Annotated in this window: 20 protein-coding genes and 1 tRNA gene; 8 read left to right on the forward strand and 13 right to left on the reverse strand. The window is 60.5% G+C overall.

Annotated elements, in window-relative coordinates:
• Nucleotides 1-27: 27 nt before the first annotated feature.
• From secB to MF6394_RS09190, 3 genes are read right to left on the reverse strand one after another with little or no spacing between them, the layout of a single operon-like run.
• On the reverse strand, nt 28-507 hold the full coding sequence (gene secB / locus MF6394_RS09180) for a protein-export chaperone SecB (RefSeq protein ID WP_032894017.1): 480 nt from the start codon (nt 505-507) through the stop codon (nt 28-30).
• A gap of 41 nt (nt 508-548) precedes the next feature.
• On the reverse strand, nt 549-803 hold the full coding sequence (gene grxC, locus MF6394_RS09185) for a glutaredoxin 3 (RefSeq protein ID WP_078466540.1): 255 nt from the start codon (nt 801-803) through the stop codon (nt 549-551).
• A gap of 1 nt (nt 804) precedes the next feature.
• Nucleotides 805-1,218 carry a rhodanese-like domain-containing protein gene (locus MF6394_RS09190; protein ID WP_032894019.1) on the reverse strand — a complete coding sequence of 138 codons (414 nt, stop codon included), beginning with the start codon at nt 1,216-1,218 and terminating at the stop codon, nt 805-807.
• Between the two features lie 151 nt (nt 1,219-1,369).
• Here MF6394_RS09190 and gpmI point away from each other — a divergent pair, with 151 nt between their 5' ends.
• The 4 genes from gpmI (at nt 1,370) to MF6394_RS09210 (ending at nt 6,571) form a co-directional block, all read left to right on the forward strand.
• Nucleotides 1,370-2,896 carry a 2,3-bisphosphoglycerate-independent phosphoglycerate mutase gene (gene gpmI, locus MF6394_RS09195; protein ID WP_069556698.1) on the forward strand — a complete coding sequence of 509 codons (1,527 nt, stop codon included), beginning with the start codon at nt 1,370-1,372 and terminating at the stop codon, nt 2,894-2,896.
• A 259-nt stretch (nt 2,897-3,155) separates the two neighbouring features.
• A complete protein-coding gene (locus MF6394_RS09200; protein ID WP_003187792.1) occupies nt 3,156-4,451 on the forward strand; it encodes a murein hydrolase activator EnvC family protein in 1,296 nt (431 codons plus the stop codon).
• A gap of 30 nt (nt 4,452-4,481) precedes the next feature.
• Nucleotides 4,482-5,795 carry a S41 family peptidase gene (locus MF6394_RS09205; RefSeq protein ID WP_078466541.1) on the forward strand — a complete coding sequence of 438 codons (1,314 nt, stop codon included), beginning with the start codon at nt 4,482-4,484 and terminating at the stop codon, nt 5,793-5,795.
• Between the two features lie 2 nt (nt 5,796-5,797).
• Complete coding sequence (locus MF6394_RS09210; RefSeq protein ID WP_047712371.1) at nt 5,798-6,571, forward strand: divergent polysaccharide deacetylase family protein; 774 nt, start codon at nt 5,798-5,800, stop codon at nt 6,569-6,571.
• A gap of 104 nt (nt 6,572-6,675) precedes the next feature.
• On the opposite strand, the gene MF6394_RS09215 is transcribed toward MF6394_RS09210, so the two are convergent.
• The 7 genes from MF6394_RS09215 to MF6394_RS09245 form a co-directional block, all read right to left on the reverse strand.
• Nucleotides 6,676-7,431, reverse strand: a complete 756-nt coding sequence (locus tag MF6394_RS09215; protein ID WP_078466542.1) for a substrate-binding periplasmic protein — start codon at nt 7,429-7,431, stop codon at nt 6,676-6,678.
• Nucleotides 7,432-7,497: 66 nt separating this feature from the next.
• On the reverse strand, nt 7,498-8,268 hold the full coding sequence (gene hisF / locus MF6394_RS09220) for an imidazole glycerol phosphate synthase subunit HisF (protein ID WP_047712369.1): 771 nt from the start codon (nt 8,266-8,268) through the stop codon (nt 7,498-7,500).
• Between the two features lie 9 nt (nt 8,269-8,277).
• A complete protein-coding gene (gene hisA / locus MF6394_RS09225) occupies nt 8,278-9,015 on the reverse strand; it encodes a 1-(5-phosphoribosyl)-5-[(5-phosphoribosylamino)methylideneamino]imidazole-4-carboxamide isomerase (RefSeq protein WP_003187784.1) in 738 nt (245 codons plus the stop codon).
• 39 nt (nt 9,016-9,054) lie between these two features.
• Nucleotides 9,055-9,312 carry a DUF2164 domain-containing protein gene (locus MF6394_RS09230; RefSeq protein ID WP_044270642.1) on the reverse strand — a complete coding sequence of 86 codons (258 nt, stop codon included), beginning with the start codon at nt 9,310-9,312 and terminating at the stop codon, nt 9,055-9,057.
• Complete coding sequence (hisH, locus tag MF6394_RS09235) at nt 9,313-9,951, reverse strand: imidazole glycerol phosphate synthase subunit HisH (protein WP_078466543.1); 639 nt, start codon at nt 9,949-9,951, stop codon at nt 9,313-9,315.
• Nucleotides 9,951-10,547 carry an imidazoleglycerol-phosphate dehydratase HisB gene (gene hisB, locus MF6394_RS09240; protein ID WP_003187781.1) on the reverse strand — a complete coding sequence of 199 codons (597 nt, stop codon included), beginning with the start codon at nt 10,545-10,547 and terminating at the stop codon, nt 9,951-9,953. Before hisB ends, hisH begins: the two co-directional genes overlap by 1 nt.
• 293 nt (nt 10,548-10,840) lie before the next feature.
• On the reverse strand, nt 10,841-12,502 hold the full coding sequence (locus tag MF6394_RS09245) for an OFA family MFS transporter (RefSeq protein WP_047712368.1): 1,662 nt from the start codon (nt 12,500-12,502) through the stop codon (nt 10,841-10,843).
• Between the two features lie 326 nt (nt 12,503-12,828).
• Here MF6394_RS09245 and MF6394_RS09250 point away from each other — a divergent pair, with 326 nt between their 5' ends.
• From MF6394_RS09250 to MF6394_RS09265, 4 genes are all read left to right on the forward strand, one after another.
• Entirely contained in the window at nt 12,829-15,045 is a 2,217-nt protein-coding gene (locus MF6394_RS09250) for an AsmA family protein (protein WP_078466544.1), read from the forward strand.
• Nucleotides 15,042-16,109, forward strand: a complete 1,068-nt coding sequence (gene mutY / locus MF6394_RS09255; protein ID WP_078466545.1) for an A/G-specific adenine glycosylase — start codon at nt 15,042-15,044, stop codon at nt 16,107-16,109. Before MF6394_RS09250 ends, mutY begins: the two co-directional genes overlap by 4 nt.
• The gene (locus tag MF6394_RS09260) at nt 16,106-16,378 is read left to right on the forward strand and encodes an oxidative damage protection protein (protein WP_017529562.1); all 273 of its coding nucleotides are present in this window, start codon (nt 16,106-16,108) and stop codon (nt 16,376-16,378) included. The genes mutY and MF6394_RS09260 overlap by 4 nt, the downstream gene beginning before the upstream one ends.
• 103 nt (nt 16,379-16,481) lie before the next feature.
• Nucleotides 16,482-16,557: transfer RNA gene (locus MF6394_RS09265), tRNA-Phe, on the forward strand.
• Between the two features lie 128 nt (nt 16,558-16,685).
• Here MF6394_RS09265 and MF6394_RS09270 read toward each other — a convergent pair.
• From MF6394_RS09270 to MF6394_RS09280, 3 genes are read right to left on the reverse strand one after another with little or no spacing between them, the layout of a single operon-like run.
• A complete protein-coding gene (locus MF6394_RS09270; protein WP_078466546.1) occupies nt 16,686-18,413 on the reverse strand; it encodes an FAD/NAD(P)-binding protein in 1,728 nt (575 codons plus the stop codon).
• Between the two features lie 56 nt (nt 18,414-18,469).
• Nucleotides 18,470-20,128 (reverse strand): acyl CoA:acetate/3-ketoacid CoA transferase, encoded by a 1,659-nt coding sequence (locus MF6394_RS09275; RefSeq protein WP_078466547.1) that lies wholly within the window; start codon nt 20,126-20,128, stop codon nt 18,470-18,472.
• Nucleotides 20,125-20,508 carry a cupin domain-containing protein gene (locus MF6394_RS09280; protein WP_078466548.1) on the reverse strand — a complete coding sequence of 128 codons (384 nt, stop codon included), beginning with the start codon at nt 20,506-20,508 and terminating at the stop codon, nt 20,125-20,127. Before MF6394_RS09280 ends, MF6394_RS09275 begins: the two co-directional genes overlap by 4 nt.
• Nucleotides 20,509-20,525: the final 17 nt, after the last annotated feature.

Below are 20,525 nucleotides of genomic sequence, written 5' to 3' on the forward strand. Positions count from 1 at the left end.
CATTTTAGAACGGCGCCGCTCAGCAAATTACTGAACGGTCGGCGCGCCTTCTTGTTGCATGCGCTGCAGCTCTTGGGCATACAGGGCATCGAAGTTCACCGGCGCCAGCATCAGTGCCGGGAACGAGCCACGGGTGACCAGGCTGTCCAGGGTCTCACGGGCGTACGGGAACAGGATGTTCGGGCAGAACGCGCCCAGGGTGTGGCTCATGGACGCTTCGTCCAGGCCCTGGATCAGGAAGATACCGGCCTGTTGCACTTCAGCGATGAAAGCAACTTCTTCACCATTCTTGACGGTGACCGACAGGGTCAGCACCACTTCGTGGAAGTCACCTTCCAGGGATTTCTGACGAGTGTTCAGGTCCAGCGCAACGCTTGGGGTCCATTCCTGACGGAAGATGGCCGGGCTTTTTGGCGCTTCGAACGACAGGTCACGCACATAGATCCGCTGCAGCGAGAACTGTGGGCCTTGAGCTTCTGCTGCTTCGGTGTTCTGTTGATCAGTCATCGCAGATCCTTCTTTATCTTGGGTTCTTAAGGGTTTAGGAGTCAGACGGACAGCAGCGCATCAAGTTTACCGGCGCGCTCCAGGGCAAACAGGTCGTCGCAACCACCGATGTGCCGGGTGCCGATCCAGATCTGCGGGACCGACGTGCGGCCAGCCTTCTGGGCCATTTCGGCGCGCACCTGGGGCTTGCCATCGACCTTGATCTCTTCGAAGGCAATGCCCTTTTTCTCAAGCAAGGCCTTGGCCCGCATGCAGTAAGGGCAATAATCGCTGGAATACACGACAACCTGGCTCATATCACTTCACCAACGGCAGGTTATCGCCACGCCAGCTGCTGATACCACCGGACAGCTTGGCGGCGGTGAAGCCGGTCTTGAGCATCTCGCGGGCGTGGGTGCCGGAGTGCTGGCCCTGGGCATCGACCAGGATGATGGTCTTGGCCTTGTGCTTTTCCAGTTCGCCCAGGCGCGCCATCAGCTTGTCCTGGGGAATGTTCAGGGCGCCCACGATATGGCCGGCGGCATAATCCTTGGCCGGGCGAATATCGACGACGACAGCCTCATCCTTGTTGACCAGCGCGGTCAGCTCCGACGTGCTCAGGCTGCGACCACCGCGGCTCAGTTCATGAGCGATCAGCAGCGCCAGCAGGATGACGAAGGCGCCCACAAGCAGGTAGTGGGCAGTGGCAAATGCAATCAGGTGATCAACCATCAAGGAGGTTCCAGGGCGTTAAAATGGCGGTAAGTATACACAGCCGCCAGGGGGGGCCAACCCCCGTAAAGCGGTGACGTGGTTGGAACTTCGCTTTAAACTGCCACTCCCTTTTCAATTGTCTTCCTTTATTAACGCCGCGAGAGGATCTATGACTACCACGCCTAAACCTTTGGTCCTGATAATTCTCGATGGCTTCGGACACAGTGAAAGCCACCACGACAACGCGGTTTACTCGGCCAACAAGCCGGTACTGGACCGTCTGACCGCCACCGTTCCCAACGGTTTGATCTCAGGTTCCGGCATGGACGTGGGCCTGCCGGACGGCCAGATGGGCAACTCGGAAGTCGGCCACATGAACCTCGGCGCCGGACGAGTGGTGTACCAGGACTTCACCCGTGTCACCAAAGCGATCCGCGATGGCGAGTTCTTCGAGAACCCAACCATCTGCGCGGCGGTCGATAAAGCCGTTGCCGCCGGCAAAGCCGTGCACTTCATGGGCCTGTTATCGGACGGCGGCGTACACAGCCATCAGGATCACCTGGTCGCCATGGCCGAACTGGCATTCAAGCGCGGCGCTGACAAAATCTACCTGCACGCCTTCCTCGACGGCCGCGACACGCCGCCCAAAAGCGCGCAATCCTCCATCGAACTGCTGGACACCACCTTCGCTGCCCTGGGCAAAGGCCGCATCGCCAGCCTGGTGGGCCGCTACTTCGCCATGGACCGCGACAACCGTTGGGACCGTGTCTCCCAGGCCTACAACCTGATCGTCGACGGCCAGGCCGAATTCAACGCAGCCACCGCCCAGGAAGGCCTGGAAGCGGCCTATGCCCGTGGCGAGAGCGATGAATTCGTCAAGGCCACCACCATCGGCGAGCCGGTGAAGGTCGAAGACGGCGACGCCGTGGTGTTCATGAACTTCCGCGCCGACCGTGCCCGTGAGCTGAGCCATGTGTTCGTCGATGAAGGCTTCAAGGACTTCGAGCGCGCGCGTCAGCCGAAGGTCGAGTTCGTCATGCTCACCCAATATGCCGCCAACATCCCGGCCCCGTCGGCTTTTGCCCCGGGCAGCCTGGAGAACGTGCTGGGCGACTATCTGGCCAAGAACGGCAAGACCCAGCTGCGCATCGCCGAGACCGAGAAATACGCCCACGTGACGTTCTTCTTCTCCGGTGGCCGCGAAGAGCCGTTCCCTGGCGAAGAGCGCATCCTGATCCCGTCGCCAAAAGTCGCGACCTACGACCTGCAGCCGGAAATGAGCGCACCGGAAGTCACCGACAAGATCGTCGACGCCATTGAAAACCAGCGTTATGACGTAATCGTGGTCAACTACGCCAACGGCGACATGGTTGGCCACAGCGGCAACCTGGAAGCGGCGGTCAAAGCGGTTGAATGCCTGGACCTGTGCGTTGGCCGCATCGTCGACGCGCTGGATAAAGTCGGCGGCGAAGCGCTGATCACCGCCGACCACGGCAACTGCGAGCAGATGTCCGACGAATCCACCGGCCAGGCGCACACCGCGCACACCACCGAGCCGGTGCCGTTCATCTATGTCGGCAAACGTGACCTGAAAGTGCGTGAAGGTGGCGTGCTGGCGGATGTGGCGCCGACCATGCTGAAACTGATGGGGCTGGAACAGCCGAAGGAGATGACCGGCACCTCGATCCTGGTCTGACCCCCGCATCACTGCAAAACCCTGTGGGAGCGGGCTTGCTCGCGAATGCGGTAGTTCAGTCAATATCTTCTGCGACTGACACACCGTATTCGCGAGCAAGCCCGCTCCCACATTGGTTTTGTGGTGTTTGGTAGATGTCTTTTCGCCATACCATCGCCACTCGGCGCCTATCTTGACCGCCAGCCCCAATTGGGCGTTTTTTTTGCAGCGCTTGGCGGGCATACTAGGCCGTCCTTTTCCCCTGGTGTCGCCCGCCTCTATGCTTCGCGCCTTGATAACCCTTGCTCTTGTCTGCCTGCTCCAACCGGCGTTTGCCGATGAGCGTGCACAAACCCAACAACAGTTGGACGCTACGCGTCAGGACATTACCGAGCTGAAAAAGCTGCTCGGCAAGCTCCAGGAAGAAAAATCCGGGGTGCAGAAAGACCTGCGCGGCACGGAAACCGAGATGGGCAAGCTGGAGAAGCAGGTCCAGGAGCTGCAAAAAGAACTAAAGAAGAGCGAGTCGGAACTGGAGCGACTCGACGCTGAGAAAAAAAAACTCCAGAGCGCACGCGTTGAACAGCAACGCCTGATCGCGATCCAGGCCCGTGCCGCGTACCAGAGCGGCCGCCAGGAGTACCTCAAGCTGCTGCTCAACCAGCAGAACCCGGAAAAATTCGCCCGCACCCTCACCTATTACGACTACCTGAGCCAGGCCCGCCTGGCGCAATTGAAGGGGTTTAACGAAACCCTGCGCCAATTGGCCAATGTCGAACAGGAAATCGCCGACCAGCAATCGCAGCTGCTCGACCAGAAAACCGCCCTGGACACCCAGCGCGACCAGCTCGATAAAGTACGCAAGGAACGCCAACAGGCCCTGGCCAAGCTCAACAGCGACGTCAAAGCCCGCGACGCCAAGTTGCAGGCCCGCGAGCAAGACCAGGCCGACCTGGCCAAAGTGCTCAAGACCATTGAAGAAACCCTGGCCCGCCAGGCACGCGAGGCCGAAGAAGCGCGGCAAAAAGCGCTGATCGCCCAGCAGGAAGCCGAAAAAAAGCGTCAGCGTGAGGCCGAACTGGCTGCCACCACCGACGCTCCAGCCCCGCGCAAACCGGCGCGTGCAGCGCCTGGCCCGCTGGTTTCCAGCAGTGGTGAGTCCTTCGGCGGCCCTTTTGCTTCAGCGCGCGGCAAACTTCCATGGCCGGTTGATGGTCGATTACTGGCACGCTTTGGGGAAACCCGTGGCGATGACACCCGTGCCAAGTGGGATGGCGTGATGATCAGCGCCTCTGCCGGCAGCCAGGTCCACGCCGTGCATGGTGGGCGCGTAGTGTTCGCCGATTGGTTGCGGGGCGCCGGCTTGCTGGTGATTCTTGACCACGGTAATGGCTATTTGAGCCTTTACGGCCACAATCAGACATTACTCAAGTCGGCAGGTGATGTTGTAAAAGCCGGTGAATCCATCTCCACTGTCGGTAACAGTGGTGGCCAGGACACCCCGGCGCTGTACTTCGCTATTCGTCAGCAGGGCCGCCCGAGCGACCCTGCACAATGGTGCCGGTCCCAAGGATAGGGTCGCATCTACATTAGGAGTTCGTTCGACATGCTGCATTTGTCCCGCCTCACTTCGCTGGCCCTGACGATCGCCCTGGTGATCGGCGCGCCTCTGGCTTTTGCCGACCAGGCCGCACCGGCTGCACCCGCCATGGCTGCGACGACCAAGGCGCCGTTGCCGCTGGACGAGCTGCGCACCTTTGCCGAGGTCATGGACCGGATCAAGGCAGCGTATGTCGAACCCGTAGACGACAAGGCCCTGCTGGAAAATGCCATCAAGGGCATGCTCAGCAACCTCGACCCGCACTCCGCCTACCTGGGCCCGGAAGATTTCGCCGAGCTGCAGGAAAGCACCAGCGGTGAGTTCGGCGGCCTGGGCATCGAAGTGGGCTCCGAAGACGGCCAGATCAAAGTGGTCTCGCCTATCGACGACACCCCGGCGTCCAAGGCCGGTATCCAGGCCGGCGACCTGATCGTGAAGATCAACGGCCAGCCGACCCGTGGCCAGACCATGACCGAAGCCGTCGACAAGATGCGTGGCAAGCTCGGCCAGAAGATCACCCTGACCCTGGTACGAGACGGCGGCAACCCGTTTGACGTGACCCTGGCCCGTGCGACCATCACGGTCAAGAGCGTGAAAAGCCAGCTGCTGGAGTCGGGCTACGGTTATATCCGTATCACCCAGTTCCAGGTCAAGACCGGCGACGAAGTGGCCAAGGCGCTGGCCAAGCTGCGCAAAGACAACGGCAAGAAGCTCAACGGCATCGTGCTTGACCTGCGCAACAACCCAGGCGGCGTGTTGCAGTCGGCGGTCGAGGTGGTCGACCACTTCGTCACCAAGGGCCTGATCGTCTACACCAAGGGCCGTATCGCCAACTCCGAGTTGCGCTTCTCGGCGACCGGTAACGACCTCAGCGAGAACGTGCCACTGGCGGTCTTGATCAACGGTGGCAGCGCCTCGGCCTCGGAAATCGTCGCCGGTGCCCTGCAAGACCTCAAGCGCGGGGTGCTGATGGGCACCACCAGCTTCGGCAAAGGCTCGGTGCAGACCGTATTGCCGCTGAACAACGAGCGTGCGCTGAAGATCACCACCGCTCTGTATTACACGCCCAACGGCCGCTCGATCCAGGCCCAGGGCATCGTGCCGGACAGCGAAGTACGCCGCGCCAAGATCACCAACGAGATCGATAGCGAATACTACAAAGAGGCCGACCTGCAAGGTCACCTGGGCAATGGCAACGGCGGTGCCGACCAGCCAACCGGCAGCCGCGCCAAGGCCAAGCCGATGCCGCAGGACGATGACTACCAACTGGCCCAGGCACTCAGCCTGCTCAAGGGCTTGAGCATCACCCGCAGCCGTTGATCATGCGCCTTGCCCTGATCATCGCTGTGCTGTGCAGCCTGGCAGGGGTCGCTCAAGCGGCCCCTGCCAGCGAACCGCACAAAGCCTACCTGACACTGATCATCGACGACCTGGGGCAAAACCTGCCTCGGGATCGTCGTGTGCTCGCGCTACCCGGCCCGGTGACCACCGCCATCATGCCGGACACGCCCCACGCCGCCGAATTCGCCCGTGAGGCCCACAAGGCCGGCAAGATCGTGATCCTGCACATGCCCATGGACCCGGCCACCGGCCCCTTCGCCTGGCACCCGGAGCTGTCCATCGAAGAACTGGGCAAGCGCCTGGATGCCGCGTTCGATGCCGTGCCCTATACGGCAGGCATCAACAACCACATGGGCAGCCGCATGACCGCACAACCGGTGGCGATGGCCTGGCTGATGGGTGAGTTGCAACGGCGCCACAAGTTCTTCGTCGACAGCCGCACCAGCGCGCAGACCGTCGCCGCCGCCGAGGCGCAGAAGATCGGTTTGGCCCATGTGTCGCGGGATGTTTTTCTCGACGACGAACGCACCGAAGCGGCGATTACCACGCAATTGCAGACCGCGATCAAACTGGCGCATAAGCAGGGTTCGGCGGTGATGATCGGGCATCCTTACCCACAGACGCTGGCGGTGCTGGAGCGCGAATTGCCCAAGCTCAAGGCGCAGGGCGTGGAGTGGATCGATATCAAGTTGATGATCAGCGTGCGCAGTAACCGGGCGATGGCCGGGCATGGCAAGAACGGCATCTATCGCTGACGCCCCCCCTGTAGGAGCGAGCTTGCTCGCGAAAAACTTGAGACCGCCGCGTACACTCCGGATACCCGCATCATCGTTGACGTCCTTCGCGAGCAAGCTCGCTCCTACAGGTAGTTGGCCATGATCTGGTCGATACGGCCTTCTTCACGCAACTGCTCCAGCGCGGCCTGGAGCCTGGCCACCACCTCATCCGGTACGTCCTTGTTCAACGCCAGGTAAAGCTGCGCACTGTTGAAGCGCAATACCGTCTTGAGCCCGTTCACCCCCACCTGCCGCGCCAGGTAGCGCCCAGCAGGATCGCCAGTGGCCCACAGGTCGATCTGGCCCTCCATGAGCTTTTGCGCATTGTCCTGGTCACGCAAGGCAACAATCGGCTTGAGCCCCTGCTTGTCCAGGCTTTCGGCGATAGCGTCGCCTTTGTAGGCGCCAATCTTGTAGCGGCGCGCTTGTTCCAGGCTTTCCAGCTGAATCTTGCTGTCGGCCTTGGCCAATAGCACCCAATCGTCCGGGCCGATGGGGCCGACCCATTTGAACAAGGCTTCACGGTCTGGCAGACGCGCCATCACAAACACACCGTAACCGGGTTTTTCCAGGGCGAGCTTGTAGATTCGCTCCCAAGGGAAACGCAGGGTCAGGTTGTAGGAAATGCCGGCGCGCTTGAAGGTTTCGCGCATGATGTCTACGGCGATGCCTTCGATGTTCTCGTCCTTGGCGAAGTTCTTGCCGTTTTTCGCCATGTTGTAGGGCGGGAAATTTTCTGTCAGCAACACCAGGGAGGCGTCAGACGGTTGTTCGGCGCGTGCCGTAGCCACCATGAGCATGGAGGAACTGGCGAGGGCGAGCAGCAGGTGTTTGAACATGAAGGCTACCGGAATCCATGGCAAGCGCAGAGAGTGCCGCGAGCCTGCCATGGTGTCCAGCAGCGTTTAGCGCACGACGATACCGCGTGCGGCCATGTAGGCCTTGGCCTCGGGTACGGTGTATTCGCCAAAGTGGAAAATACTCGCCGCCAGCACTGCGCTGGCGTGGCCTTCAAGCACGCCATCGGCCAAGTGCTGCAGGCTGCCCACCCCACCCGATGCGATCACCGGAATGCCGAGGGCATCGCTGATGGCGCGGGTGACGCCCAGGTCGAAGCCGTTTTTCATGCCGTCCTGGTCCATGCTGGTCAGCAGGATCTCACCGGCGCCCAGGCCTTCCATCTTCATCGCCCACTCCACCGCGTCCAGCCCGGTAGGCTTGCGCCCGCCGTGGGTGAAGATCTCCCAGCGTGGGGTTTCGCCCGGGCCGGACACCTTCTTGGCGTCGATAGCCACCACGATGCATTGCGAGCCGAAGTGCTGCGCGGCTTCGCCGACAAACTCGGGGTTGAACACCGCTGCGGTGTTGATCGAGACCTTGTCGGCCCCGGCATTGAGCAGGTTGCGGATGTCTTGCACGGTGCGCACGCCACCGCCCACGGTCAGCGGGATAAACACCTGGCTGGCCATGCGCTCGACGGTATGCAGCGTGGTGTCGCGGCCATCGACGCTGGCAGTGATGTCGAGAAAGGTAATCTCGTCGGCACCTTGCTCATCGTAGCGACGAGCAATTTCCACCGGGTCGCCGGCGTCACGGATGTTCTCGAACTTGACGCCCTTGACCACGCGACCGTTGTCGACGTCCAGGCAAGGGATGATGCGTTTGGCCAGCGCCATGGTCAGTCCTCAGCCGTTGTAGGCGTCGCAGTAAGCCTGAGCTTCGGCAACGTCCAGGGTGCCTTCATAGATCGCACGGCCGGTGATGGCGCCGATAATGCCGGGAGCCTTGGCGTCCAGCAGCGACTTGATGTCACCCAGGTTGTGAATGCCGCCGGAAGCGATCACCGGAATCTTGGTGGCCGCTGCCAGGGCTGCGGTGAAGGGTACGTTGCAGCCCTGCATCATGCCGTCTTTGGCGATGTCGGTATAAACGATGGCAGACACGCCGTCGGCTTCGAACTGCTTGGCCAGGTCGATCACCTGCACGGTGCTGATTTCAGCCCAGCCGTCGGTAGCGACGAAGCCATCTTTGGCATCCAGGCCTACGATCACTTTGCCCGGGAAAGCGCGGCAGGCTTCGGCGACGAAGGCTGGGTCTTTCACGGCCTTGGTGCCGATGATCACGTAGCTCACGCCCGCTTTGACGTAGTGCTCGATGGTTTCCAGGGAACGGATACCGCCGCCGATCTGGATCGGCAGGTTCGGGTAGCGCTTGGCGATGGCGGTGACCACCTCGCCATTGACCGGCTGGCCTTCGAAGGCGCCGTTCAAGTCCACCAGATGCAGACGACGGCAGCCCCCTTCTACCCATTTGGCAGCCATGCTCACCGGGTCATCGGAGAACACGGTGGAATCTTCCATGCGGCCTTGGCGCAGGCGGACACAAGCGCCGTCCTTGAGATCGATAGCGGGGATAATCAGCATCTGGCAAACCTTATTCGATATTCAGCAATGCTTGGGAAATCAGGGTTTCTCAAGCGACCACAAGTCGCTTTCGATGCTTTCGAACCTTTCCTTAAGGAGCGTCTGCGTGTCGAAAACCGCCCTGTTGTAATAATGCGGCGCCACTTCGGTGGTGAACAGCTCAAGAATCTCGGCGACCTCGAACGAGCCCAACTTGAGCTCGAAGCGGTCCTCCATGAAACGTTTGATCTTGTCGGTGGCCGCACGCTCCTGCTCGGGCGTGAGGTTCAAGATCGGCTGCTTCGGTTTCCTGGCCATTTACCAGCGACCATCCCATGCGGCGAAGTTCTGCAGCAATTGCAGGCCATGGGTATGGCTCTTCTCCGGGTGAAACTGCACGGCAAAACGCGAACCATCGGCCAGCGCGGCGGCGAAGTCGACGCCGTAATGCCCGCCACCCACCACCTGGCGCGGGTTACCGGCGGCGATGTAGTAGCTGTGCACGAAGTAGAAACGCGCCATGTCCGGGATGTCGTGCCACAGCGGGTGGTCGACGGTGCGGCGCACTTCGTTCCAGCCCATGTGCGGGACTTTGAGGTGCTCGCCCTCTTCATGCAGGTCTTTGCCGAAGAACTTCACCTGGCCCGGAAACAGGCCGATGCAGTCGACACCACCGTTCTCTTCACTGCTGTCGAGCAAGGCTTGCATGCCCACGCAGATGCCGAGGAACGGGCGGTCCTGGCTGACTTCGCGCACCAGGCCGTCAAAACCCAGGCGGCGAATCTCGGCCATGCAATCGCGAATCGCGCCTACACCGGGGAACACCACGCGGTCGGCTTCGCGAATCACGTTGGCATCGCTGGTGATCAGCACCTTGCCAGCGCCTACGTGCTCAAGGGCCTTGGCCACCGAGTGCAGGTTACCCATGCCGTAGTCGATAACCGCGACCGTCTGCATTACAGGACGCCCTTGGTCGACGGCATTTGCCCGCCCATGCGCTCATCGACTTCCACAGCCATGCGCAACGCGCGGCCGAAAGCCTTGAACACGGTTTCGATCTGGTGGTGAGTGTTGGTGCCGCGCAGGTTGTCGATGTGCAGGCTGACCAGTGCGTGGTTAACGAAACCCTGGAAGAATTCCTGGAACAGGTCGACGTCAAAGCCACGGCCCACGTTCGCGCGGGTGTAAGGCACGTGCATCTGCAAACCCGGGCGACCGGAGAAGTCGATGACCACACGGGACAGCGCTTCATCCAGCGGGACATAGGCATGGCCGTAGCGACGGATGCCTTTTTTGTCGCCGATGGCCTTGGCAAACGCCTGGCCGAGGGTGATACCCACGTCTTCCACCATGTGGTGGTCGTCGATGTGCAGGTCGCCTTTGCCGACGATATCCAGGTCGATCAGCCCGTGACGGGCGATCTGGTCCAGCATGTGCTCAAGAAAAGGGACACCGATATCAAATCGGGCCTTTCCGGTGCCATCCAGGTTGATCGAGGCTTTGATCTGGGTTTCCAGAGTGTCGCGCTCGACAGATGCCTTACGTTCGGCCATCACCAGCTCCGCAAAATCATTGGGCGAAAAAGGCAGCCATTATAGGGGCGCGGGCGCTAAACAGAAACAACGAAGGGGATAAGACTGACGAGTTGGAGCGAGGAATGTCGGGGATAGACATGTGCATACATGTGAGCATGGGTTTATGTGGGAGCTGGCTTGTGTGGGAGCTGGCTTGCCTGCGATGCAGACACCTCGGTGTATCAGTTACACCGCAGTGATGCTATCGCAGGCAAGCCAGCTCCCACACAAGCCCGGCCCCCACAGGAGCCGGGCCCACCCTTATTGCGGTATCAGTGGAACAGTACTGCGGTCTTCTGCAGGGTCACCCACACACCCCACGCCAACGGAATACCTACCACCAGCCACGCGGCAATCGCCAGCGGCTTGCTGGCGGCGGAGGCTTTCCACTCCAGCACGGTGCTGGCATCGGCACCTTTGTCATGACCCAGCGCCTGTTCGGCGGCAAGTTCTGCATCAGTCATGAAGTACTTATCGGCCACCGGGCGCACCAGCAGGTTGCAGATGAAGCCCAGCACCAACAGGCCGGCGAGGATGTACAAGGTGATGTCGTAGGCCGCGGCCCGTTCAACGCCGATGCTCAACTGGTATTCACGCAGGTAGTTCACCAGCACCGGGCCCAACACGCCCGCAGCGGCCCAGGCGGTCAACAGGCGACCGTGGATCGCGCCAACCATCTGGGTGCCGAACAGGTCGGCCAGGTAGGCCGGGACCGTGGCAAAACCACCGCCGTACATCGACAGGATGATGCAGAACGCGGCCACGAACAGCGCCACATTACCCAGGTGCCCCAGGTTCGGGATCAGCGCATACAGGGCAAAGCCCAGGGCGAAGAACACGAAGTAGGTGTTTTTACGCCCCAGGTAGTCAGAGAACGAGGCCCAGAAGAACCGGCCACCGATGTTGAACAGGCTCAACAGGCCGGTAAAACCAGCGGCAATGGCTGCAATGGATGCCAACTGGCCCGCATCCAATTGACCAAATGGCACATCGACACCCAGGAGTTTGCCGCCAAACACTTCCTGCAGCAGCGGCGAAGCCATGCCCAGGATGCCGATACCGGCCGACACGTTCAGGCACAGCACCAGCCAGACCAGGCGGAACTGCGGGGTTTTCCACGCAACATTCACATGCACATGGCGGTGAGTGATCATCGCATTGCTGGCTTTCTTCGCTGGCGCGGTCCAGCCCTCAGGCTTCCAGCCGGTCGGGGGTACGCGATACAGCAGGGCGCCACCAATCATGAACACGAAGTAAATCGCCGCCATGACCACAAAGCTCTGCCATACACCGACGCTGGTCGGCGAAGAGAAATGGCCCATCAGCGCCGCGGCCAAAGGTGCACCCACCATCGCGCCGCCGCCAAAGCCCATGATCGCCATGCCGGTCGCCATGCCGCGCTTGTCCGGGAACCACTTGATCAAGGTCGAAACGGGCGAGATATAGCCCAGGCCCAGGCCAATGCCGCCAATGACCCCGGAGCCGATCCACATCAGCCAGATCTGGTGGGTATAGATACCCAGGGCCGAGATCAGCAGGCCACCACACCAGCACAGCGCCGAGACAACCCCGGCCTTGCGCGGCCCGGCGTGTTCCAGCCAGCCGCCCCAGATCGCTGCGGAGCAGCCCAGGAAGATGAAGAACAGGGTGTAGATCCAGCCCAGCATGGAAATGGGCCAGTCGCATTGAGACGAGAAGACTTGAGCGATAAAGCCCATGTCCGGCGCGCAAGCCACCGGCGCGGTGATACCCAGCGCCTTGGACAACGGCAGCCAGAACACCGAGAAGCCGTAGGCCATGCCGATGCACAGGTGGATGGCCAGGGCGGCCGGTGGAACCAGCCAGCGGTTGAAGCCCGGCTTGGCGATGATGCGCTCCTTGGACAGGAACGCAGGCTGTGCGGCGGCAGTGCCGGCCACAGTGCTAGTGCTCATTGGTGTTTCCCCCAGTTATTGGTATGCGTCCGTCAGGCGCTCTCTCCCTCGGCCTTGCACGCAAAGCGTGGCCGTTTCGTTGAGTGAAGCTCCCTTTTAGGCGCGACGTTAAGTCGCAGAAGGCGGACGAACGTGCAGAGATTAGCACCAGTGGATGACAGAAAAATCAAACTGCCACTACCTTTTTTGGATTATCTGTACTTTTCTGACGTCAAAATCCTATTTCCGCGCCCATGGATACAATGTAACGATCCGTGAACTGACGCGGGCCGTCGGGCGTTATACTCTGCGGCTAAATTTTGAAATCGACATACAAGGACTCGCCCATGAAAGCGTTCGGCAAAATCCTGGGTCTGGTACTTCTCGGGCTGTTGCTGATCATTGTGGCGCTCGGCTTTGCCCTGACCCACCTTTTCGATCCCAACGACTACAAAGAAGAAATTCGCCAGATAGCCCGCGACAAGGCCCACATCGAGCTGACGCTCAATGGCGATATCGGCTGGAGCCTGTTCCCCTGGCTGGGCCTGGAGCTTCACGAAGCCAGCGTCGCGACCCTGACCGCGCCCACTCAACCCTTTGCCGACTTGCAGATGCTCGGCCTGTCGGTACGCGTACTGCCGCTGCTGCGCCGCGAAGTGCAGATGAGCGATGTGCGTGTCGAGGGCCTGAACCTGCGCCTGAACCGCGACAAGCAAGGCCACGGCAACTGGGAAGACATCGGCAAGAACCTGCCCGACGAAACCACAGGCACCCCCGCTCCCGCGCCGGTCGAACCCGTGGCTGAAACCAAGCCGGAAAAGCCACCGCAGCCGATCCGCCTGGACATCGACAGCCTGACCATCAACAACGCCCGCGTCGAATACACCGATGAACAGACCGGCAAGCACCTGAGTGCCGAAAGCATCCAGCTGAGTGCCGGTGCCATCCACGAAGGCGCCAGCATCCCGCTGAAACTCACGGCCTTCCTGGGCAGCAACCAGCCGCTGATGCGGGTCAAGACTGAGCTGAACGGCAACCTGCGCATCCAGCGTGCGCTCAAGCGTTATCAGTTCGAAGACATGCGCTTAAGTGGCGAGGCCACTGGTGAGCCGTTGCAGGGCAAGACGGTGAGCTTCTCCACCCAGGGCCAATTGCTGGTGGACCTGGCGGCCAACGTCGCCGAATGGACCAACCTGAAACTGGCGGCCAACCAACTGCGCGCCTTGGGCGAACTGAAGGCCAATGACCTGGACAAGACCCCGCAGATCAGCGGCGCCCTGTCGGTCGCCCAGTTTGACCTGGCCAAGTTTCTTGAAAGCGTCGGTCATCCGTTGCCTGCCATGGCCCCCGGTAGCCTGAGCAAGGTCGAGCTGGTGAGCCGCCTCAAGGGCACGCCCACCAGCGTCGCCCTGGAAGACCTGAACCTGAAGCTCGATGGCAGCACCTTCACCGGCCGCGTCGCCGTGGATGATTTCGCCAAGCAGTCCCTGCGTGTGCAGCTCAAGGGCGATACTTTCAATGCCGACAATTACCTGCCGGCCAAATCCGAAGCCGCCAAAGGTGCAACCGCCGCACGCCAGGCCGAAGTGCAAAGCAGCGAAGCTGGCGCCATGGCGGCAGGCGGCAACACGCCATTGCCGGAGGCGCCGACCAAAGGTGCCTGGAGCAATGACAAACTGCTGCCGCTGACCCGCCTGCGCAGCCTGGACGTGAATGCAGACCTGGCCTTTGGCGAGCTGACCCTGAGCCAGTTACCCATTCAGAACGCGGTGCTCAAAGCCTCCGGCATTGACGGGCAACTCAAGCTCGAAACCCTTAGCGGCGGTCTCTACAACGGCACGTTCCAGGCCAACGGCACACTCGACGTGCGCCAGGACACGCCAGTGTTGGCCCTGCAAAGCCACATCAAGCAGGTGCCTGTCGAACGCATCCTGCAGGCCCAAGGGAAAACACCGCCGGTCAAAGGCCAGCTCACCCTCGACAGTAACCTCAGCGGCCGTGGCAATAGCCAGAAGGCCCTGATCGACAGCCTCAACGGCACCACCAGCATCGTGATCAACAACGGTGTGCTGCTCAATGCCAACATCGAGCAGCAACTGTGTACCGGCATCGCCCTGCTCAACCGCAAGACCCTGAGCACCACCCCAGGCGGCAAGGACACACCCTTCCAGGAGCTGCGCGGCAACCTCACGTTCCGTAACGGCGTGGCCAGCAACCCCGACCTGAAAGTGCGTATCCCCGGCCTGACGCTCAACGGCAACGGTGATGTGGATTTGCGCGTGCTGGGCATGGACTACCGCGTCGGCATTATCGTCGAAGGCGACAAGCGCGAGGTGCCGGACCCGGCCTGCCAGGTCGGCGCCAATTTCCAGGGCATTGAAGTGCCGCTGCGTTGCCGTGGCCCGCTGGAGTTGGGCGCCAAGGCCTGCCGCCTGGACAAGGACGGCCTGGGCCAGGTCGCCCTCAAGGCGGCCGGCAATCGCCTTAACGAGAAGCTGGAAGAAAAGCTCGACAAGGTTAACCCCAAGCTCAAAGACGCATTGAAAGGCTTGTTCAACCGATGAGAAACGAGCAGTTTTCACAAGCGGTGCTGGACTGGTACGACCGCCATGGCCGCCACGACCTACCCTGGCAACAGGGCATCACCCCTTACCGGGTGTGGGTGTCGGAGATCATGCTGCAACAGACCCAGGTCAGCACCGTGCTCAACTACTTCGACCGGTTCATGGCCTCCTTGCCGACGGTCGAAGCCCTGGCCGCCGCGCCGGAAGATGAAGTGCTGCACCTGTGGACGGGCCTGGGCTACTACACCCGGGCGCGCAACCTGCAAAAGACCGCGAAGATCGTGGTGGCCGAATACGGCGGCGAATTCCCTCGCGACGTGGAGAAACTCACCGAGCTGCCAGGTATCGGCCTGTCGACCGCAGGCGCGATTGCCAGCCTGAGCATGGGCCTGCGCGCACCGATCCTCGACGGCAACGTCAAACGCGTGCTGGCGCGCTTTACCGCGCAAGAGGGTTACCCGGGCGAGCCCAAGGTGGCCAAGCAGCTGTGGGCCACTGCAGAGCGCTTCACGCCCTTTGAGCGTGTCAACGCCTACACCCAGGCCATGATGGACATGGGCGCCACCCTGTGCACCCGCAGCAAACCCAGTTGCTTGCTGTGCCCGCTGGAAAAAGGCTGCGAAGCCCACATGCTCGGCCTGGAGACGCGCTACCCGATCCCCAAGCCGCGCAAGACCATCCCGCAAAAGCGCACGCTGATGCCCATGCTGGCGAACGCCGAGGGCGCGATCCTGCTTTACCGTCGCCCGTCCACGGGCTTGTGGGGCGGCTTGTGGAGCTTGCCGGAGCTGGACGACCTGGGCGACCTCGATCACCTCGCCAACCAGCACGCGCTGGCGCTGGGCAAGCATCAGGAACTGCCGGGGCTGATCCACACCTTCAGCCACTTCCAGCTGGCCATCGAACCCTGGCTGGTCCAGGTTGAGGAATCCGCCCATCACGTGGCCGAGGCCGACTGGCTCTGGTATAACCTCGCCACCCCGCCGCGCCTGGGCCTTGCCGCCCCGGTAAAAACATTGCTCAAGCGCGCGGCCGACGTATTGAACGCAGGAGTTTCGTCATGACCCGCACCGTTATGTGCCGCAAGTACAAAGAAGAACTGCCAGCCCTGGAACGCCCTCCTTACCCAGGTGCCAAGGGCCAGGACATTTACGACCACGTCTCGGCCAAAGCCTGGGGCGACTGGTTGAAACACCAGACTCTGCTGATCAACGAAAAACGCCTGAACATGATGAACGCCGAAGACCGCAAATACCTGGCCGGCGAAATGGACAAGTTCTTTTCCGGCGAGGAATACGCCCAGGCCGAAGGCTACGTCCCACCTGCTCAATAATTGATCAAAAACCGGGGTCTGCACGTAAGCGACGGTAATAATTAAATATTTTTTGAAAACTTGCTTGACGACCCCCTGAAAAACCCGTTTAATGCGCCCCGTTGCCCAGATAGCTCAGTCGGTAGAGCAGGGGATTGAAAATCCCCGTGTCGGCGGTTCGATTCCGTCTCTGGGCACCAAAATACCGAGAAACCCCAAGGAACCAGTTCCTTGGGGTTTTTTATTGCCTGCGATTCAACCGGCTTCAGGTCCCGGAGCCGAAACGATCTGCGCGGGCTTGATTTAAATGGCCAGGCTCAAAGCGCCCTCAGACCAGCTGAGTCGTCGGCGACGCCAGTTCCCCTCGCACGGGTGACCCAAGCACGCTTGCGTTCCCCTGAGCAGCCTTCAGGCCGTAGCGTCTACTCTGCCTGGTGCTCGCCGACGCGGAGGCCGTACGACCTCTTCGAGTGACAGAGCGACGACGAGGCGCTCGCGCCGAAGGCAACGCCGCGTGAGAAATGCTGCCTGACAATACGCTGAGCGCATCTTCAACCTGACGCCGGGCCAACCTGACATTGACGTCCATCGCATTCGTCCAGAAATACGTGCCAGCGGCCAGGCTGCCCAGTACCGAGACATGCGGCCAGGCCTCACCAGCAGCCCCCACCAACCTTCCTGTCTCGAAGTCCAACTCAAAGCCGCCGAACTCATTGGGCTTGGCCAACTTGCGACGGAGCAAATTCACCACGAGCGGCACGTCAGACTGCTCCACCTGAACGGAGTAACCGGTGGCGTTGATAACATACTCACTCTCGACGACGGTACGAAATGCACTGCGACGGTCGTCAATGCGCGTCTCAAAGACCTTTGAAGCCTCGTTGTAAGTGACTTGCCTGACGCCGCCGAGCACCAGTATGCGATCAGCCTTCAGCAACGCCTGCAACTTATGGGCATTTTTGACCGGCACCGAGACTCGGTAAGAAGACCAGAGACTGCCGAATGTCGTCTGAAATACCTGCTTGTCGTCGCGAGACAGGCGATGCCAGACATAATCGATAATGGAGTTGGTCGAGTAAATGACCGACTGCCACAGACGCTCGGCATTGTCTGCCTGGATGATTTCGGACGTTATGTAGTCCAACACACCGGCGCCCGAATTCAAGATGCGCTTCAAGTCCACGGCGTCACCGGTAACCTCCTCGATCTCACGCAGCAACATCGTAAAGACGTCATGCAGCTTGAGCTGACCACCATTTGCATCACAGAAGTTATCGATGTGGGCCCGGGTCAGATGAGTCAGTGTATGAGGCCGATTAAAGGTGCCGCGCACACTGGGCAGGCGGCCGGTGCGCGATGCCATGACAATTTTCCCCTGGTGCCCGGCTTCTGTCAGTGAGAGCACAGTGTCAATGGCCGACAGCCCGGTCCCTAGCACACACACCGACGCGTTGGCCGGTATGTTGCGCACCATGTCCCGGGTTGGGTATGGGGTGCGCACGAAGCCAGCCACATCATTGAGCTGAGTAAACCGCGTCGATGGCAGGTTTCCCATGCTGAGGACAACCCGATCCGCCACGTAGGCCACGCCGCTCTCGGTATCAATGCAAGGGCGCTGGTCAGACAGTGAGATCAAGTCTGTGACGGTTGAGGTCACTGCAGTGACCTTAATGCCATGGGCGCGGGCCACGGCCATCGTCTGCTCATACTGATGTGCCAGGTATCTGCCGAACAGGCTGCGCGGCAGGAAGGCGTGATCGTCGATGACTGTTTGTGGAAAATCTACCGCCTGATCTGCGCCATGCTGTTCCAGCCAGCGAATAAAATGCCGCTTGTCGCCTGCTACCGCAGACATGGCGTCGGCTCGCGTGTTGAGCAAGTTGCACTCAAAGTCGTCCTGGTACGCATAACCCGGCCCAGGTGTTTTCTGTGACTCAAAGATCAGCACATCCAAATGATGACTCAGCCCCTGACGAACAGCTTCATCAATGAGTTGCGTAAAATATGCAACGCCGACAGAACCACCGCCCACTATGGCAATTGTTATTTTTTTCATGGTGTTTTCCAAAACGCGTAGTGCGAAGAATGAAGAGCCATCAATGAAATGATGAGTTAGTCACGCGAACGCCAGTACTTGTCCGTGACAGAGAGCGGCTGATGGAGAAAAATCGACGCGGGCATCAACTCCACGTGGTCAGCCACGATGATATCGGCCGTACTGCGAGCCAGAATATCGCGCTCGATGTCGATACCCGGCGCAACTTCCTTGAGTATCAAGCGGCCGTCCTTCAATACGAGCACAGCCCGTTCGGTGATGAACAGAATCGGGCAGTTGCGCGATTGGGCATGTGCGGCATTGAAGCTCATGTGCTCAACGGCCTGGATAAACTTGGTGATATCCCCTTCACGCTCAATGCTTAACTGCCCGGATTCAAACCCCAGCTCCAGACCACCGGCCGTGAAGGTTCCACAAAACACTACGCGCTTGGCGCTTTGCGAAATGTTGATAAAACCACCGACGCCGTTGAGCCGCCCGCCGAATCGACTGATGTTGACGTTGCCACCGCTGTCGGCCTGACCAAACCCGAGGAAGGCCAGATCGATACCGCCACCGTCATAGAAGTCGAACTGGCTGGCTTGATCGAGGATCGCTTGAGGGTTGCTCGAAGCGCCGAATGACAGCCCGCGCGCAGGCGTCCCACCGATAACCCCTGACTCGACAGTAAGCACATGGGCGGAGCAGCGCTCCTCGCTCGCCACCCTTGCAATGAACTCTGGGGTGCCAATACCCAGGTTAACGATCGGCGCGTTGTACCGGGCTATTTCATACAAGGCTCGGCGCGCGACGATTTTTTTGGCGCACAGGGGTAACGGCGTGACTGCGGTATCGGAGCGCGACCGCCCGGTATAGGTGTTGTTTCTGACCTCACCGTAGGTTTGCCAATGTGTGTCTGGTGTGGATAAAACCAGATAATCAACAAAGATCCCCGGAATACGGATCGCCTGAGGATCGAGCGAGTTACGGTCGACCAATTCCATCACTTGCACGATGACGATACCGCCGCAATTGTGAACGGCCTGCGCCTGGGCGAGGCTGTCCTGAAAGTTGGCTTCGTCCTCCATGCTGATATTGCCGTCGACATCTGCTCGGCTTCCGCGCAAAAAGGCGACATTGATGGGCATCGACGGATAGAAAAGTTCTTCACGCCCCCCAACGTTTACCACTGAGATCAGCTCTTCAGTCGTAGCCGGGCCGACTTTGCCCCCCTCCTGCCTGGGGTCGATAAAGGTGTGCAAGCCAATCCCTGAGAGCACCCCACTTTTGCCCCCGGCGATTGAGCGGAACAGGTGGCTTATCACGCCCTGAGGCCAGTTGTGCGCTTGGATTTCACCACGCAGTGCCATCTGGCCTATCGACGGTGCAAGCGCCCAGTAGCCTCCGATCACCTTTTTCAGCAGGCCTTTGACAGCCAGTTGATTAAGCCCACGGCTGGCCTTGTCACCCTGGCCGGCCGCAAAAACCAGGGTCAGGTCCGATGGCTGTGCGGTAGCGGCAAAACGCGCCGCCAGTGCTTCGGTGAGCAAGTCTGGGTGCCCACAACTGCCGAACCCCCCAGTGGTGATCGTGCAATTATCGGGTACCAGGGCCGCCGCCTGGCTGGCGGTAATGACGCGCTTAGGCTCCATCACATAATCACTGCCGAACGAGGCCGCTGCGAGCGTCGCCGGGGGAGCCTGGACGTTGAAGCCGCTATTGAGGGCGCCCATCATGCCTGCGCCTGCGGCAGGGAAACGGTCTGCACGGGCTTTTCCCACACTACCAGGAAGGTGCAGCCTTCATCGCTCCACAGCGCATGCTCACTGTCAGGCGGGCAGACTTCAAGCGTGCCTGCTGGGTGTGCACCGGCATCGTTATGCAGCACGCCATCGAGCACGAAAATCAGTTCGTAGCCAGGATGAAGGTGGCGCTGGGTACGGGCACCCGGCTGATAACGTACCAGGGCCGCTGATGGCCCATCCACTTCCGGGCCTTGGTACAAATGCACGATATCGGTCTTGGTTCGGCCATTGGCGGTATAGGGCACCCACGGCAAGGCTTCTTTGCTGCGTACTGCGTTGAGTACATCTTTAAGGATTTGTCCGGTATGCATGATACTTCCTTGTTCGC

The sequence above is a fragment of the Pseudomonas sp. MF6394 genome (genome assembly GCF_002018845.1).
GTDB lineage: Bacteria > Pseudomonadota > Gammaproteobacteria > Pseudomonadales > Pseudomonadaceae > Aquipseudomonas > Aquipseudomonas lactis.

Bases quoted from the DNA above. Each gene is read 5' to 3' on its own strand.
- secB (WP_032894017.1), bottom strand. From the start codon at position 507: ATGACTGATCAACAGAACACCGAAGCAGCAGAAGCTCAAGGCCCACAG.
- grxC (WP_078466540.1), bottom strand. From the start codon at position 803: ATGAGCCAGGTTGTCGTGTATTCCAGCGATTATTGCCCTTACTGCATG.
- MF6394_RS09190 (WP_032894019.1), bottom strand. From the start codon at position 1,218: ATGGTTGATCACCTGATTGCATTTGCCACTGCCCACTACCTGCTTGTG.
- gpmI (WP_069556698.1), top strand. From the start codon at position 1,370: ATGACTACCACGCCTAAACCTTTGGTCCTGATAATTCTCGATGGCTTC.
- MF6394_RS09200 (WP_003187792.1), top strand. From the start codon at position 3,156: ATGCTTCGCGCCTTGATAACCCTTGCTCTTGTCTGCCTGCTCCAACCG.
- MF6394_RS09205 (WP_078466541.1), top strand. From the start codon at position 4,482: ATGCTGCATTTGTCCCGCCTCACTTCGCTGGCCCTGACGATCGCCCTG.
- MF6394_RS09210 (WP_047712371.1), top strand. From the start codon at position 5,798: ATGCGCCTTGCCCTGATCATCGCTGTGCTGTGCAGCCTGGCAGGGGTC.
- MF6394_RS09215 (WP_078466542.1), bottom strand. From the start codon at position 7,431: ATGTTCAAACACCTGCTGCTCGCCCTCGCCAGTTCCTCCATGCTCATG.
- hisF (WP_047712369.1), bottom strand. From the start codon at position 8,268: ATGGCGCTGGCCAAACGCATCATCCCTTGCCTGGACGTCGACAACGGT.
- hisA (WP_003187784.1), bottom strand. From the start codon at position 9,015: ATGCTGATTATCCCCGCTATCGATCTCAAGGACGGCGCTTGTGTCCGC.
- MF6394_RS09230 (WP_044270642.1), bottom strand. From the start codon at position 9,312: ATGGCCAGGAAACCGAAGCAGCCGATCTTGAACCTCACGCCCGAGCAG.
- hisH (WP_078466543.1), bottom strand. From the start codon at position 9,951: ATGCAGACGGTCGCGGTTATCGACTACGGCATGGGTAACCTGCACTCG.
- hisB (WP_003187781.1), bottom strand. From the start codon at position 10,547: ATGGCCGAACGTAAGGCATCTGTCGAGCGCGACACTCTGGAAACCCAG.
- MF6394_RS09245 (WP_047712368.1), bottom strand. From the start codon at position 12,502: ATGAGCACTAGCACTGTGGCCGGCACTGCCGCCGCACAGCCTGCGTTC.
- MF6394_RS09250 (WP_078466544.1), top strand. From the start codon at position 12,829: ATGAAAGCGTTCGGCAAAATCCTGGGTCTGGTACTTCTCGGGCTGTTG.
- mutY (WP_078466545.1), top strand. From the start codon at position 15,042: ATGAGAAACGAGCAGTTTTCACAAGCGGTGCTGGACTGGTACGACCGC.
- MF6394_RS09260 (WP_017529562.1), top strand. From the start codon at position 16,106: ATGACCCGCACCGTTATGTGCCGCAAGTACAAAGAAGAACTGCCAGCC.
- MF6394_RS09270 (WP_078466546.1), bottom strand. From the start codon at position 18,413: ATGAAAAAAATAACAATTGCCATAGTGGGCGGTGGTTCTGTCGGCGTT.
- MF6394_RS09275 (WP_078466547.1), bottom strand. From the start codon at position 20,128: ATGATGGGCGCCCTCAATAGCGGCTTCAACGTCCAGGCTCCCCCGGCG.
- MF6394_RS09280 (WP_078466548.1), bottom strand. From the start codon at position 20,508: ATGCATACCGGACAAATCCTTAAAGATGTACTCAACGCAGTACGCAGC.